14 protein-coding genes are annotated in these 14,516 nt (G+C 64.7%); 7 read left to right on the forward strand and 7 right to left on the reverse strand.

Features of this window, described 5'->3' with window-relative positions:
• On the forward strand, positions 1-3,607 hold a 3,607-nt coding region (locus tag CXY72_RS02475; protein WP_104126138.1), incomplete at its 5' end, for a multifunctional oxoglutarate decarboxylase/oxoglutarate dehydrogenase thiamine pyrophosphate-binding subunit/dihydrolipoyllysine-residue succinyltransferase subunit.
• 195 nt (positions 3,608-3,802) lie between these two features.
• A complete protein-coding gene (locus CXY72_RS02480) occupies positions 3,803-4,615 on the forward strand; it encodes a VOC family protein (RefSeq protein WP_104126139.1) in 813 nt (270 codons plus the stop codon).
• Here CXY72_RS02480 and CXY72_RS02485 read toward each other — a convergent pair.
• Both CXY72_RS02485 and CXY72_RS02490 read right to left on the reverse strand, forming a co-directional pair.
• Entirely contained in the window at positions 4,584-4,826 is a 243-nt protein-coding gene (locus CXY72_RS02485) for a zf-HC2 domain-containing protein (protein WP_104126140.1), read from the reverse strand. The genes CXY72_RS02480 and CXY72_RS02485 overlap by 32 nt on opposite strands.
• The gene (locus CXY72_RS02490) at positions 4,823-5,503 is read right to left on the reverse strand and encodes a sigma-70 family RNA polymerase sigma factor (protein WP_104126141.1); all 681 of its coding nucleotides are present in this window, start codon (positions 5,501-5,503) and stop codon (positions 4,823-4,825) included. The genes CXY72_RS02485 and CXY72_RS02490 overlap by 4 nt, the downstream gene beginning before the upstream one ends.
• A gap of 105 nt (positions 5,504-5,608) precedes the next feature.
• On the opposite strand from CXY72_RS02490, the gene aroA reads away from it, so the two are divergent.
• The 3 genes from aroA to bcp are packed head-to-tail and all read left to right on the forward strand — an operon-like array spanning position 5,609 to position 8,656.
• Positions 5,609-6,970 (forward strand): 3-phosphoshikimate 1-carboxyvinyltransferase, encoded by a 1,362-nt coding sequence (aroA, locus tag CXY72_RS02495; RefSeq protein WP_104126142.1) that lies wholly within the window; start codon positions 5,609-5,611, stop codon positions 6,968-6,970.
• Positions 6,971-8,143: a ribosome small subunit-dependent GTPase A gene (gene rsgA, locus CXY72_RS02500; protein WP_104126143.1), complete on the forward strand. Its 1,173-nt coding sequence runs from the start codon at positions 6,971-6,973 to the stop codon at positions 8,141-8,143.
• A gap of 33 nt (positions 8,144-8,176) precedes the next feature.
• Complete coding sequence (gene bcp, locus CXY72_RS02505; protein ID WP_104126144.1) at positions 8,177-8,656, forward strand: thioredoxin-dependent thiol peroxidase; 480 nt, start codon at positions 8,177-8,179, stop codon at positions 8,654-8,656.
• 41 nt (positions 8,657-8,697) lie between these two features.
• On the opposite strand, the gene CXY72_RS02510 is transcribed toward bcp, so the two are convergent.
• Complete coding sequence (locus CXY72_RS02510) at positions 8,698-9,147, reverse strand: hypothetical protein (RefSeq protein ID WP_233197620.1); 450 nt, start codon at positions 9,145-9,147, stop codon at positions 8,698-8,700.
• Positions 9,148-9,340: 193 nt separating this feature from the next.
• Between CXY72_RS02510 and CXY72_RS02515 the strand changes: the two genes are divergently transcribed.
• Positions 9,341-9,589 carry a WhiB family transcriptional regulator gene (locus CXY72_RS02515; RefSeq protein WP_035837005.1) on the forward strand — a complete coding sequence of 83 codons (249 nt, stop codon included), beginning with the start codon at positions 9,341-9,343 and terminating at the stop codon, positions 9,587-9,589.
• Positions 9,590-9,781: 192 nt separating this feature from the next.
• On the opposite strand, the gene CXY72_RS02520 is transcribed toward CXY72_RS02515, so the two are convergent.
• From CXY72_RS02520 to CXY72_RS02535, 4 genes are all read right to left on the reverse strand, one after another.
• Positions 9,782-11,275 (reverse strand): sensor histidine kinase, encoded by a 1,494-nt coding sequence (locus CXY72_RS02520; protein ID WP_104126145.1) that lies wholly within the window; start codon positions 11,273-11,275, stop codon positions 9,782-9,784.
• 44 nt (positions 11,276-11,319) lie between these two features.
• Positions 11,320-12,582, reverse strand: coding sequence for a regulator (locus CXY72_RS02525; protein WP_104126146.1), 1,263 nt, complete (start codon positions 12,580-12,582; stop codon positions 11,320-11,322).
• On the reverse strand, positions 12,582-13,148 hold the full coding sequence (locus CXY72_RS02530) for a hypothetical protein (protein WP_158252446.1): 567 nt from the start codon (positions 13,146-13,148) through the stop codon (positions 12,582-12,584). Before CXY72_RS02530 ends, CXY72_RS02525 begins: the two co-directional genes overlap by 1 nt.
• Before the next feature lie 158 nt (positions 13,149-13,306).
• Entirely contained in the window at positions 13,307-13,906 is a 600-nt protein-coding gene (locus tag CXY72_RS02535; protein WP_104126148.1) for a hypothetical protein, read from the reverse strand.
• 132 nt (positions 13,907-14,038) lie between these two features.
• Here CXY72_RS02535 and CXY72_RS02540 point away from each other — a divergent pair, with 132 nt between their 5' ends.
• Positions 14,039-14,479, forward strand: coding sequence for an Rv3235 family protein (locus CXY72_RS02540; RefSeq protein ID WP_104126149.1), 441 nt, complete (start codon positions 14,039-14,041; stop codon positions 14,477-14,479).
• Positions 14,480-14,516: the final 37 nt, after the last annotated feature.

Here is a 14,516-nt window from a genome sequence, read left to right on the forward strand (position 1 = left end):
AGCAGCACCGGCGCCAGCAGCACCGGCGCCAGCAGCACCGGTCGCGGCCGCCGCGCCGGTCGCGGCCGCCGCGCCGGTCGCGCAGACCGCTCCCGGGGCGGCAGCTCCGGCTCCGGTGACCGAGAACCAGCCGACGGCACGCACCACTTCGAGTGCGCCCAAACCGGCCCCCGTTCCCGCTGACGCTCCCGTGACCAGCCCGCAGGCCATCATCGTCGATGCTTCCGAGCCGGTCAAACAAGATCAGGTCTCGCCGCTGCGCGGTATGGCGAAGTCACTCGCGACCAACATGGTCACCAGCCTGACCGTGCCGACGGCCACCAGCGTGCGCACCATCCCGGCCAAGCTGCTCATCGACAACCGCATCGTCATGAACAACCACATGAAGCGGGCGCGTGGTGGCAAAGTCTCCTTCACCCACCTGATCGGTTGGGCGCTCATCCGTGCGCTCAAGATGTTCCCCAGTCAGAACGTCTACTACGACGAGGTCGACGGCAAGCCTTCGGTCGTCGCCCCCGCCCACGTCGGCATGGGACTGGCCATCGATATGCCCAAGCCCGACGGCACCCGCGCCCTGCTCGTCCCGGCGATCAAGCGCGCCGACACGATGACCTTCGGCGAGTATCTGGCCGCCTACGAAGACCTGGTCACGCGGGCACGTAAGAACAAGCTCACCGCCGATGACTTCGCCGGAGCGACCCTGTCGCTGACCAACCCCGGCGGCATCGGCACCGTTCACTCGGTGCCTCGCCTCATGAAGGGCCAGGGCTGCATCATCGGCGCCGGCGCCCTCGACTACCCGGCCGAATTCCAGGGTTCGAGCGTCAAGACCCTCACCGGCCTGGCCATCTCCAAGACCATCACCCTCACCAGCACCTACGATCACCGGGTCATCCAGGGCGCCGGTTCGGGCGAGTTCCTCAAGATCGTGCACGAGCTTCTGATCGGCCAGCACAACTTCTACGAAGAGATCTTCTCGGCGCTGCGCATTCCGTACGACCCGATCCACTGGGCACCGGACATTAGCGTCGACCTCACGAGCGCCGTCGACAAGACCGCACGCGTGCAGGAACTGATCAACTCGTTCCGCGTGCGCGGCCACCTGATGGCCGACATCGACCCGCTCGAGTACTCGCAGCGCAGTCACCCCGACCTCGATATCGCCACCCACGGGCTCACCTTCTGGGACCTCGACCGTTCGTTCGTGACCGGTAATTTCGGTTCGCAGCGCCAAATGCTGCTGCGCGACATTTTGGGAGTGCTGCGCGACTCGTACTGCCGCACCACCGGCATCGAGTACATGCACATTCAAGACCCAGCCCAACGCAAGTGGGTGCAGGAAAAAATCGAGAAGTCGTACGTCAAGCCCACGCACCACGAGCAGATGCGAATTCTGGCCAAGCTCAACGAGGCCGAAGCTTTCGAAACGTTCCTGCAGACCAAGTATGTCGGCCAGAAACGCTTCAGCCTCGAGGGCGGCGAGTGCACCATTCCGCTGCTCGACACTATTCTGCAGGGCGCTGCCGAACAGGGCCTCGACGAGGTCGCGATCGGCATGGCCCACCGTGGTCGCCTGAACGTGCTCACCAACATTGCCGGCAAGACCTATGGCGAAATCTTCCGCGAGTTCGAGGGAACACAAGACCCGCGCACCGTGCACGGTTCCGGGGACGTGAAATATCACCTCGGCACCATGGGTTTGTTCCGCGGTGAAGACGGCGCCGAAATTCCGGTCTCGCTGGCCGCAAACCCGTCGCACCTCGAGGCCGGCGACGGCGTGCTCGAAGGCATCGTCCGCGCCAAGCAGGACCGCAAGCCGATCGGCACCTTCTCCACCCTGCCCATCCTCATTCACGGTGACGCCGCGATGGCCGGCCAGGGCGTTGTGCTCGAAACCCTGCAGATGTCCCAGCTGCGCGGCTACCGTACCGGCGGCACCGTGCACATCGTGGTCAACAACCAGCTCGGTTTCACGACCCTGCCGCAGGATGCCCGCACCAGCGTCTACGCCACAGACGTCGCCAAGACCATTCAGGCTCCTATCTTCCACGTCAACGGGGACGACCCCGAGGCAGTGGTGCGTGCCGGCGAGCTCGCGTTCGCCTACCGCCAGGAGTTCAAGAAGGATGTCGTCGTCGACCTCATCTGCTACCGCCGTCGTGGACACAACGAGGGCGACGACCCCTCGATGACCCAGCCGCTGATGTACAACCTGGTCGAGGCCAAGCGCAGCGTGCGCAAGCTCTACACCGAGGCGCTCGTCGGCCGTGGCGATATCACCGTGGAGGAATACGAAGCAGCCCACCGCGACTTCCAGGACCGCCTCGAACGTGCGTTCCTCGAAACGCACGCCGCACAGACCGCGTCGATTCCGATCATCACCCCAGAGATGGCCGCCACTGCGAAGGCCGAAGCTGAGGCACAGGAACGCGAGGACGCCGCTGGCGAGCCAGAGACGACCGGCGTTCCCGAAAGTGTCATCCAGCTCATCGGTGACGCATTCAACAACAAGCCGGTCGGTTTCACAGTGCACAGCAAGCTGCAGCAGCTGTTGCAAAAGCGTCTCGACATGAGCCGCAACGGCAATATCGACTGGAGCTTCGGCGAGTTGCTCGCGCTGGGTTCACTGCTGGTCGAGGGCACCCCGGTACGTTTCGCCGGACAGGACAGCCGCCGTGGCACGTTCGTGCAGCGTCACGCCGTTCTGCACGACCGGGTGAACGGCCAGGAATGGCTACCGCTGGCCAACCTGAAGGACAACCAGGCCCGGTTCTGGATCTACGACTCTCTGCTGAGCGAATACGCCGCCATGGGCTTCGAGTACGGCTACTCGGTGGAACGTGCCGACGCTTTGGTACTCTGGGAAGCCCAATTCGGTGATTTCGCCAATGGGGCGCAGACCATCATCGATCAGTTCGTCTCCTCGGCCGAGCAGAAGTGGGGGCAGCGGTCATCCGTTGTGTTGCTGCTGCCGCACGGCTATGAGGGCCAGGGGCCTGACCACTCGTCAGCTCGCATCGAACGGTTCCTGCAGCTGTGCGCCGAAGAGAACATGACCGTGGCGCGACCGTCGACGCCCGCGTCATACTTTCACCTGCTGCGTCGCCAGGCGTACATGCGTCCGCGTCGCCCGTTGATCGTGTTCACGCCCAAGTCGATGTTGCGGCTGCGCGGCGCGACGAGCGCCGTGGCCGAGTTGACCAGCGGCAAGTTCGAGACGGTCATCGATGACGCCCGTATCGCCGACAAGAGTGCCGTCAAGCGCGTCTTGTTCATGGCCGGCAAGATCTACTACGACCTGCTGAACGAGCTCGAGAAGAACCCGAACCCGGCGATCGCCCTCGTACGCGTCGAGCAGTACTACCCGCTGCCCGCCGTGGAGCTGAAGAACGTGGCCGCCCAGTACCCCAACGCCGAGCTGGCGTGGGTGCAGGACGAACCAGAGAACCAGGGCGCCTGGCCGTTCTTCTACCTGGAGACCAGCAAGCTCGGCCCGCGCGCTGTGCGTCTGTTCTCCCGTCCGGCTTCGGCCTCGCCGGCCGCGGGTTCGGCCAAGCGCCACGCGATCGAGCAGGCCAAGCTGCAGCGCGACGCTTTGACCCTGTAACAGTCACAGCGAGGCTCTAACACTGGGGGTGGCGAGAGTCCCCCCAGTATTGTGTCCGAGGCGACTGGATGGATGGGCCGGCGGGGTTGTACGAGCTGGCACGGCGGCATCGGTTCGTCCCGCCGTGGTGCCGATACCGTTGTGTTGCCAGAGTGCGCCGACGGTTCTAGGCTCAGGGCAACCCGAGGAGAAACCATGCCCGTTCGCACTGTGAACCAGCTCGGGGAGCCGTGCTGGATTGACCTGATGACAAGCGACCCGGCCCGGTCGATCGCGTTCTACACCGAACTGCTCGGCTGGCGAGCCGTCGACACCGGGGCGGGAAGCGGCCGCTACACGATGCTCTTCCTCGGCGACGCCGCCATCGCTGGTCTCACCGCCCAGGAGCGCGGAAACCGCGACTTCTGGACCACCTATCTCGCGATCGACAGTGTCGACGAAACCGTGCGCGCCGCGAGGGCCGCGGGCGCGACCGTGCTCGTGCGCCCGCAGACTGTCGGGGACCAGGGACGGCTCGCCGTGCTGACCGACCCGGCGGGAGCGGCCGTCGGTGTGTGGCAGGCCGCCGGCCACCGAGGCTTTCACGTCGACAACGAGATCGGGACGCCGGTTTGGCACGAGCTGATCACCCTTGACTTTAACGCAACGATCGCCTTCTACGAGGAAGTGTTCGGCTGGACGCCGATTCCGTTGAGCGACACCGCCGATTTTCGCTACAGCACCTTCGGCCACGACGAATCCATGACCGGAGGGGTGTACGACGCTGACGCCATACTGCCAGCCGGGGTACCGGCATACTGGCAGGTGTACCTGGGCGTCGCCGACGTGTGCGCATCCGCGAAGAGGGTGAGTGAACTCGGTGGCACAGTGCTGCGAGAACCGTGGGAATCCGACTTCGGAACCTTCGCTCAGGTAGCGGATGCGACGGGCGCCGCGTTCCTGCTCGGGCAGGTCGAACCGTCGCCGCAACCTCCGACTAGTGTGAGGCTTGCAGAGAGCGCAGCTTGAGCAAAACCTGGTCGCGCAGGTCTTCTGGCGCGGTCTCCTTGCATGCGCGCTGCATGACCTCGGTCAGGGTGCGACCAACAAGATGTTCGCTGCTGCAGTCTGGGCAACTAGCGAGATGCTCTCGAATGTCGGCCGCATCATTCTTGCGAAGTTCGTTGTGCAGGTATTCCTCGAGTTCAGCCTTGGCCTTCTCGCAACCACAATCGGTCATTTTTCTGTGCTCCTGGATGTTTTCTGGTCCTGGCCCGTGCCCAGCCCGCGTTCAGCCGCGTAGCCGGCCAACAGCTCGCGTAACAGTCGCCGGCCACGGTGCAGGCGACTCATTACGGTGCCGATGGGGGTCTTCATGATTTCGGCGATCTCCTGGTAGGAGAACCCTTCAACGTCGGCGAAGTACACGGCGAGTCTGAAGTCTTCGGGAATTGACTGCAGGGCGTTTTTGACGGCGCTGTCCGGCAGGTGGTCGATGGCCTCGGCCTCGGCCGAACGCCCCGACGTGGCGGTGGTTGATTCGGCGCCGCCGAGCTGCCAGTCTTCCAACTCATCAATCGTGCCCTGGTACGGCTCGCGCTGCTTCTTACGGTACGCATTGATAAAAGTGTTGGTGAGGATGCGGTACAGCCACGCTTTGAGATTGGTTCCCTGCTCGTACTGTGCGAAGGCGGCGAAAGCCTTCACGAAGGTTTCCTGCACAAGATCCTGCGCATCCGACGGGTTGCGTGTCATGCGCATGGCCGCCGCGTACAGCTGGTCGAGAAAAGGCAACGCCTGTTCCTCGAACAAGCCGCGGGTCTGTTCGCGCAGTTCCGCCTTGGTCGGGGACAGTGTCGTACGTTCTGTGTCGCTGCTCGAAAGATCTCCCGAGTTCGCGGGCGTGTCTGAAGTCATTACCCCTGATTCTAAGCCGTTACCCACGGACAGGGGTCGCTCCAGCAGCATTGACACCGTTATACATCTCCCTTAAATTGTTATCACCGACTATTCTGATAACCGATGTTGATCTCGAGATATTCCAAGCCGGAGTTCGATCCGTACGGCGATAATTCACCGACCGAAGAAAATGCCTGGTGGCCGGCGCCGAACACAGACATGCCCCTCCAGGCGGTGCTGGCCCTACCGGGCTCGAAATCGTTGACCAACAGGGAGCTCGTCGCATCCGCTTTGGCCAGCGAACCGTCCCTGCTCCGGTCGCCGCTGCATTCCCGCGACAGCGATCTCATGGTCGCCGCGCTGCGCCAGCTGGGCACCACGATCGAGGCTGTGGCCGGCGCGGGTGCGTTCGGCTCCGACCTGTTAGTGACCCCGCCCGAGGAACTGCTCGGTTCCACCACGATCGACTGCGGCCTGGCCGGAACCGTTATGCGTTTTCTGCCACCGCTGGCCGCCCTCGCCCTCGGCCCGACGACGTTCGACGGCGATGTCGGTGCCCGCCGTCGCCCCATGGGTCCGATCATCGGCGCGCTGCGCGACCTCAGCGGCGATATCAACGACGATGGCAAGCGCGCCTTGCCCTTCACCGTTCACGGCCGCGGAGCGGTGACTGGCGGCGCCACGACCATTGACGCGGGCACGTCCAGCCAGTTCGTCTCCGGCCTGCTGCTGGCCGGCGCACGTTTCGAGCACGGGCTGCACCTCACGCACTCCGGCGAACGACTGCCCAGCCTGCCGCACATCGAGATGACCATCGAGGTGTTGCGCGCTCGCGGAGTCATCGTGGCCACGCCGAACGTCGGCGAATGGATCATCGAACCCGGTCTTCTCGCGGGGCGTACGGTCGATATCGAACCCGATCTTTCCAACGCCGCGCCGTTCCTCTGCGCCGCCCTCGTGGCCGGGGGCAGCGTCAGCATCACCGGCTGGCCACAGACGACCACTCAGGTAGGCGCCGATCTCGAGCAGCTCCTGCCGCTGTTCGGCGCGACCGTGACCCATGTAGGCGACCGCCTCACCGTAACCGGCGGCGAGCGCATCCTCGGTGTCGACCTGGACCTGTCGAGCGGCGGCGAGCTCGCCTGCACCCTCGTCGCCCTCGCTGCCCTGGCCGAGACGCCGAGCACGATCACGGGAATCGGGCACATTCGCAACCACGAGACCGACCGCCTCGCTGCGCTGGCCACCGAGATCAACCGACTCGGAGGCCAGGTCACGGAGCTGCCTGACGGACTGCAGATCGAGCCGGCCCCCCTGCACGGCGGCCAGTGGCTCAGTTACGACGACCACCGGATGGCCACGGCCGGCGCACTGATCGGCCTCGCCGTACCCGGCGTTGACGTGGAGAACATCGGCACGACCGCGAAAACCCTCCCCCAGTTTCCGCAGCTCTGGCATGCGATGATCACCGAAGCGGCGCTGTAGATGGCGGTGGCGGGCAATGCGACTTCGCCGGGCGACGGCGAGGATCGCGATCGTCTCAGCGTTCATGAGGCCGCCGACGCACCGTCCACGGACTACGCCCATTACGCCGACCTCGCCGGTGATCCTGGCGACACCTGGTGGGCCTCTGCCGACGACGACGAGCCTGAGTTCGATGAGTCGAACGTGCATGTGCGTCCCGGCCGCAAGGGCAGTAAACCGCGCTCCAAAACCCGGCCGAGCCATGAGGACGCGCTGACCGGCCGCATCCTCTCGGTCGACCGCGGCCGTTATACGGTCATGCTCGATGAAAACCTGCCAACCGAGCGGCGGATCACAACCGCCAGGGCCAGTGAACTGCGCAAGAAGGCCGTCGTCAACGGCGACCGGGTCGACATCGTCGGCGACACGACCGGGGCAGAAGGCAGCCTGGCCCGAATCGTGCGCATCGTTCCACGCGACACGCTGCTACGGCGAAGCGCCGACGACACGGACGCCGTTGAGCGCGTGATCGTGGCCAATGCCGACCAGATGCTGATCGTGGTCGCTGCGGCCAACCCGGAGCCGCGCATCCGCTTGGTGGATCGCTACCTGGTCGCGGCCTACGACGCCGGCGTGACGCCCATCCTGTGCATCACCAAGACCGACCTCGCCGACCCCGCCGTATTTCTGGCCAATTTCGCCGGGCTCGACCTGCCCGTATTCCAGAGCGGCGAGGGCGGCATGCCGATCGAAGCGATCTCGGCGGCACTGGTCGGTCACGACACCGTCTTCGTCGGGCACTCCGGGGTGGGCAAATCCACGCTGGTGAACGCGCTCGTGCCGGGCACCAACCGGGCCATCGGCGTCGTCAACACCGTCACCGGGCGTGGCCGCCACACCTCGTCGTCGACCGTGTCACTGCGTCTTCAGACGGATGGCGGCCGCGGCTGGGTGATCGACACTCCCGGTGTGCGGTCCTTCGGCCTCGGGCACATCAACACCGACAACATTCTCAAGGCCTTCACCGATCTCGCGACGATCGCCGAGCGCTGCCCACGCGGCTGCACGCACTTACCCGACTCGCCGGACTGCGCCATCATCGAGGCCGTCGAGGCTGATGAACTCGGCGAGACCGGCCGGGTGCGCCTCGACTCCCTGCAGCGCCTTCTGGCCACCTTTGCGCCCACTCGCTGAGCTCATGTCCCTAAACGCAGTTACGATGGAGGGATGACGTATCTAGCGCGCCTTGCAGTGGGCGATACAGCCCCCCAGTTCACCCTGACCGATCAGGATGGGACATCCGTTTCGCTGGCCGACTTTTCGGGCAGCAAGGTCGTCGTCTATTTTTACCCGGCCGCGATGAGCCCCGGCTGCACGACCCAGGCCTGCGACTTTCGCGACAACCTCGGGTCGCTCAAATCGGCCGGTTACCAGGTACTCGGACTGTCGAAAGATGCTCCGGCCAAGCTGAAGAAGTTTCAAGAAAACGACGCCGTGAACTTTCCCCTACTCAGCGACACCGACCTCGCTGTGCACCGCGCCTACGGCGCCTATGGCGAGAAGAATCTGTACGGCAAGATCGTGACCGGTGTGCTGCGGTCGACGCTCGTGCTCGATGAGGCCGGAAACATCACCCACGCCCTCTACAACGTCAAGGCCACCGGGCACGTCGCGAGCCTGCGTAAGAAGCTCGGTATCGACGCCTAGGTTCGGGCCTGATCGGGTCTTCACGGCCCGCGCAGCGCCGCTTAGTCGGCTTCGGGCTCGGGTTCGTGGCTGGTCGCAGCTACGACACGTGGAGTGAACACCAAAACGAGCACGATAATGGATGGCAGCAGCAGCGCCCAGCCGACGTCAGGCCGAGCGTAGATCCCCTGAAAACAACCGATCGCGATCATGACCTGCACGAGCTGCCACGTGAGGGCACCGCCGCGAATCCACGGACGCCGACGGAGAGCGCCGACGGTGATCGCACTGACCCACACGGCAGCGACCACGAGGAGGGCCAACAGGGCGAGCGCGGCTCCCATCGAGGTCGGGGTGGCAATGAGCAGTTCGAGCACCCACCAGGCGCTGAAGATCCACAGGGCGAGCGCTTCCAGGGCGAGGAACGCGATCAACACCCCCAACAGGGGGGCACGACGAAGCGCCCGGAGGTCGATCCAGGTTGGGCGCCCTGCACCAGAGCTGCTGTTCACAGCGAAAAACCATACGAAACTATTGATTTGATACCTCTATTATGGGACGATATTCAAGGTCTGGTTGACGCTCACAGGGACGTGAGCTATTTCAACGCGGTCATCGCGCAGATCCCACATTCCTGCAACCGGCCATCACCCCTGCAACTCTGGCCAATCGGCCGTGCACCCATGTAACAAAAGGAGCATCCCTATGGACTGGCGCGATAAAGCTGCCTGCCTCACCGCCGACCCGGAACTTTTCTTTCCGGTCGGCAACACTGGACCCGCAGTGGACCAGATCGAGAAGGCAAAGTCGGTGTGTGCACGATGCAACGTCACCGAGGTGTGCCTCCAGTACGCACTGGAAACCGGCCAGGACTCGGGAGTCTGGGGCGGTCTGAGCGAAGACGAACGCCGCGCGCTCAAGCGTCGCGCAGCACGCGCCCGCCGAGCTTCCTAGCGAGCCAGCACGACCACAGAACGCGAGCCCGCGGCCATCCGGTATTCCCGGAGGCCGTCGGCTCGTTTTTTTGTTCCCGCCACCGAACCACGCGAAACCGCACCCGCTCGCGGGCCCACCTTATGACCGCGGGCCACGTCTATAAACTGGGCCCGCGCTTCGGGCCCGGGCCCCGTCCCAAAAAATCGGGGGTTAGCCTGCCTGCATGAAACGCAGGGGAATCTCGATCGTCACCTCGGTGCCGCTACCCATCATGGTGTGCCAGTCGATGGTGCCGCCAAGTTCACCCTGAATGAGTGTGCGTACAATCTGCGTGCCGAGGCCAGAGCCGACCTTGCCCTCCGGCAGGCCGACACCGGTGTCGCGCACCATGACGGTGAGTGTCTCGTCGCTGCGCTGCGCTTCGATCGACACTTCACCCTCACGCCCGGCGAGGCCGTGCTCGACCGCGTTGGTGACCAGCTCCGTCAGCACGAGCGCGAGCGGCGTCGCATAAGCACTCGGCAAGGTACCGAAGCTGCCGAAGGATTTCGGATGCACGGTCGTGTTGTGAGCGGATGCCACCTCTACCGTCAACAGCAACACCCGTTCGAAGACAGCGTCGAAGTCGACGATCTGGCTGAGCCCCTCCGACAGGGTGTCGTGCACAACAGCGATGGCGGCAACCCGCCGCATCGCCTGGGTCAGTGCCTCGCGCGCCCGATCGGACTGGGTGCGCCTCGCCTGGATTCGCAGCAGGGAGGCCACGGTCTGCAGATTGTTCTTGACCCGATGGTGGATCTCTCGGATGGTCGCATCCTTGGTGATCAACTCACGTTCCTGGTGGCGCAACTCGCTGACGTCACGGGACAAGATGATGGCACCAACGCGTTCTCCGCGGTTGCGAATGGGAATCGCGCGGAGCGACACCGTCACCCCGCGCGCCTCGATATCGGTGCGCCACGGCGCGCGCCCGGTGACGATCAGGGGCAGGGACTCGTCGACGACGGCAGTGCCGGTGAGCAGGCTCGTGGTGACCTCGGCGAGGGACTCCCCCTCGAGCTCTTCGGCGAAACCCATACGGTTGAAGGCGGAAAGCGCATTCGGGCTGGCAAAGGTGGTCAGGCCGTCGACATCAAGTCGCAGCAGGCCGTCCGAAGCGCGCGGCGCGCCGCGGCGCGGTCCGGTCGGGGCCCCGAGATCGGGAAAGTCGCCGGAGGCGATCATGGCGAAGAGGTCGTTCGCGCAGTCGTTGAAGGTCAACTCCTGACGGCTCGGCGTGCGCGCCTCACTCAGGTTGGTGTGACGGGTGAGCACCGCTACCGGGACAGCGGTCACCTCGGATCCGCTCGTGCTCAGTCGGCGCAATACCGGAATGGCTCGCACGCGGGTGGGAGTCTCCTCAAACCAGGCAGGGGCATCACGGTCGACGATCTTCGCAGCCTCGAAGGCTTCAGTGACCTGGTTGCGCCACTCCGCTTTGATGTGCTGGCCGACGAAGTCCCGATAGAACAGGGTGGCCGCGCTGGATGGGCGTGCGTGCGCTACCGCGACGAAACTGTCGGAGGTCGTCGGAACCCACACGACGATGTCCGCGAACGCGAGGTCGGCCAGCAGCTGGCCATCCGCGACCAGCATGTGCAGCCAGTCCACGTCTTCCGCGCTGCTGCGGCCCTGGGCAAGTACGAGATCACTGAGCGTCGACACTCTCCATAGCCTAGGTGTATCTGTGGGGTCACCTCGCCGTGGCCTCAGATGACCGGGGCTGCCTTTCGTCCGCGCCAGGTGACGCGCCGCGGCTTGCGCGTGGATTCCGTGGCCGGAAGAACGATCAAGTCCTCCAGAACAAAACGACGGATGCTCACGCGCGCCGCAGACTTCGGGCTCGCGTCCCGCAGCGTGCGGCCCGTCAATACCGCCGCGTCCAGGGCACCTTGGTCGTGCGGCACCAGAATCGATGATTCGATGCCGCCGAAACGCAACAGCATCGCCGTGACCTGCGCCCGTGGATTCAGCCCAACAGCACTCGCCCGCACCTGGTTCATCACGACGCTGACCGCACTGGTGCCGATCACCTCGATGAGATCGCTCCAGGCGCGAAGAAACCGGGCCATCCCCACCGGGTCTGCCAGCCCACAGGCGACAACGTGATCGGCCACGCGCAGGGCAGTGACGGTGGCGGCGTTCCGCCTTGGCACCAACACGTCACTGGTCAGTTCTTCATCGCTCTCCAGACTGAACCCGGTATCGACCACCACGTAGTCCACCCAGTGCCGTAACGCGTCAATGGTGCGGGTGACCCGTTCCGTCGACAGTTCCGGCCAGCGCGACGGCCTGCCGAGGCCGGTGAGCACCCAGAAAGCGCCCTTGGGCGAGTTGTAGCGTTGCGCGATTCGTTCAAGCTCCGATTGGTTGAGACTGTCGCTGCCGGCCAGCCGGCAGGCGGCAGCGAAGCCCGGTGCTTCGTCGAGCATGCCCAGGCTCGGGGCGATCGAGGCACTGTAGGTATCAACGTCGGCCAACACGACGGTGTGACCAGCAGCCGCGATTTCCGCCGCGATGTTAATGGCGAGGGTGGTGCGCCCCGGGGCTCCGCATGGACCCCAGACCGCGATCACCGACCCGGTGTTGAGCGCGCCACCGGTGAAATGCCGTTCCCCCACCCGCAACGGCACGACAACGCCCGACACGAGCAGATCTTCGATCTCCGACCAGTCGCAGGGTATCGCAACCGTTTCGTACAGGCCGAGCGTGCCCGCGTGCCGTCGCTCCTGGTCGGTTGCGGTCAGGGCGACGACCCGGATGCCGCGCTCGTCGCACGCGGCGATCAGCTGCCCGGTCAGGGACTCGCGGCGACCACTGACGACGACGACGTGCGGCTGGCCATGCGAGAGCGTCTCGAGAAACTCACGAGCGGTATCAACGCGCGTGACGACACTGTGCCCACAATCCACGATCTCGGCCAGCATCCGCTGCTCGGTCGCTCGATCCAGCACGAGCGCGAGCCTGGCCATCAGGGCACCACCGGGGTGTTCACGGGCACGATCGCGACGGCATCACCGTTCATGATCGCTTCCAGCACCACGCCCACACTGGCCTTGGGCACGAGCATCTCGACGGATTGACCGTTGTCGGCCGCGATGATGCCGGTCGGTTCAACGATACGCACGATAACGGCCTGCCCCACGAGAATCGTCGGCGGAGCGTATTCGCTGGGTCCGGTCGCCCGCGCCGACCAGATATCGACGACGGAGCCCGCCGCGATGGACACGGCCAGCCTTCCGGGGATATCGACGACGACACTGGTCACGTCGCTCCCCGACGCTTGCCCGACCGCAGAGCGTGCCACGAGTTCGCCGGCCAGGATGGTCTGGGTGACCAGCAGGCCGCGTTTCAGGTCGGCCGCCGGCACCAGGTATAGGTCGGCCGTGCCGCCGAGCTGCACCCGGCTCTCCACGAGGTCGGCCGATCTGATCTGATCGCCAACGGTCAGTGTGTGCCGTGCGGTGTAGACCGCCGTGGTGCGATCACTGCCGGCGACGATCGCGCCGACGCCCGCGATCGACGCAGCGACCAGCACCAGCCCGATGCTAAAACGGGGATCGACTAAGAACCGGCGGCGCGTACGTGTGGGACCGGTTGTTTTCATCCGTTACCTCGCTTGTCTGTAGCGCTTTTGATGATGTGTTGGGCCTTATCGTGCCCGACTGAGGAAAATCGTGAAAAAGTTATCCACAACTACCCGAGCCGGATGATGTGAATTTGCCAGAACGGCACGAGACGGAAGTGCAGGATTTCCGGCGCGCGGCGCAGCGTTCCAAGCGGATGCACTGCCAGATCGAGGTGGTCACGCGCAACCCGGTCGATGGTGCCGGCCAGGACACCACCGCGGGTCGCAATCTCCACGCTGCGCCGTCGCCGGCACAGGTCCCGAAGCACAAAAGGGAAACCGACTCGTTCGATCAGCTTTCCGGTAGATTCTGACTCGACCGCGAGCGAGGCCAGATTCTGCTCGTCACTGAGCACGACACCGGCGATGGCCGAGAGCGGAATCACGCACTGAACCCGACCGTTTCCAGCGCCCGGTAAGTCGGCCGCGAGCCAGTCTCGGCCGAGCGTCGTCGGGCGAACCACGATCGTCTCACCGGAGACCAGCACGATGCGCAGCTGCAGCGCGCCACCCAGGCCAACCGACCGCACCACGTTACTCAATCGGATGCGCAGGGAGAGCTTGTCCAACCGCTGGCGTTCTTCCTTCCGGCGCAGGTCGGTAGCTTCGGAGTGCAACTCGCGTTCGAGTTGCCCTTCGAGGTCATCAAACAAATCATCCCAGCGCACACGTCGAAAGTAGCCGAGGCGAGACGATCTCGCTCACGTTGTGCACAGGCTCTTTAAGCGCTAGACAACGCCGTGACCAAGCTGATTGAGTGTGGCGCTACAAGAGTTGCACGTTCGATTTCAGGAGGAACGATGACGTCATCTGGTTCCGGTGCTTCCAGCGCACAGGTTCACCCGTTGGAGGCTCGCATCGATGCGCGCGGAGTCAGCCCGAAGCCGATTGGACAGGCACACCGGCCCGAAACGGAGCAGGTATTGCGCGCCCTCGCCCTGCGGGCTGTCGAAATCATCGCCGGAGCCAGAGACCTCGAGCAGCTCGCACGATGGGTTACCGACGACGTCTACGCCCATCTGCGCGTGCGCGTGTCGATCGCCGCTCGCGCCAGAGCCATCACGGGAGTCGTCGCTGAACGGCCCAGGCTGTGGATCGACCATGTCAAGACCTGGCCAACCGACACCGGCGGTGTCAATGCAGTGATTCTGGTGTACGATAAACGCCGCGCGCACGTCGTCTCGGTGCAAATGGAGGGCTTGGATCAGCGCTGGCGTGCGACTGTTCTCGTTGTGCTGTGATGCACCGGCAGCAGACGAATGCCCCGCTCACGACCCG

Source organism: Cryobacterium sp. Y57, assembly GCF_002929505.1.
GTDB lineage: Bacteria > Actinomycetota > Actinomycetes > Actinomycetales > Microbacteriaceae > Cryobacterium.

Coding starts and splice junctions, on each gene's coding strand:
- CXY72_RS02480 (WP_104126139.1), top strand. CDS start 3,803: ATGCCCGTTCGCACTGTGAACCAGCTCGGGGAGCCGTGCTGGATTGAC.
- CXY72_RS02485 (WP_104126140.1), bottom strand. CDS start 4,826: ATGACCGATTGTGGTTGCGAGAAGGCCAAGGCTGAACTCGAGGAATAC.
- CXY72_RS02490 (WP_104126141.1), bottom strand. CDS start 5,503: ATGACTTCAGACACGCCCGCGAACTCGGGAGATCTTTCGAGCAGCGAC.
- aroA (WP_104126142.1), top strand. CDS start 5,609: ATGTTGATCTCGAGATATTCCAAGCCGGAGTTCGATCCGTACGGCGAT.
- rsgA (WP_104126143.1), top strand. CDS start 6,971: ATGGCGGTGGCGGGCAATGCGACTTCGCCGGGCGACGGCGAGGATCGC.
- bcp (WP_104126144.1), top strand. CDS start 8,177: ATGACGTATCTAGCGCGCCTTGCAGTGGGCGATACAGCCCCCCAGTTC.
- CXY72_RS02515 (WP_035837005.1), top strand. CDS start 9,341: ATGGACTGGCGCGATAAAGCTGCCTGCCTCACCGCCGACCCGGAACTT.
- CXY72_RS02525 (WP_104126146.1), bottom strand. CDS start 12,582: ATGGCCAGGCTCGCGCTCGTGCTGGATCGAGCGACCGAGCAGCGGATG.
- CXY72_RS02540 (WP_104126149.1), top strand. CDS start 14,039: ATGACGTCATCTGGTTCCGGTGCTTCCAGCGCACAGGTTCACCCGTTG.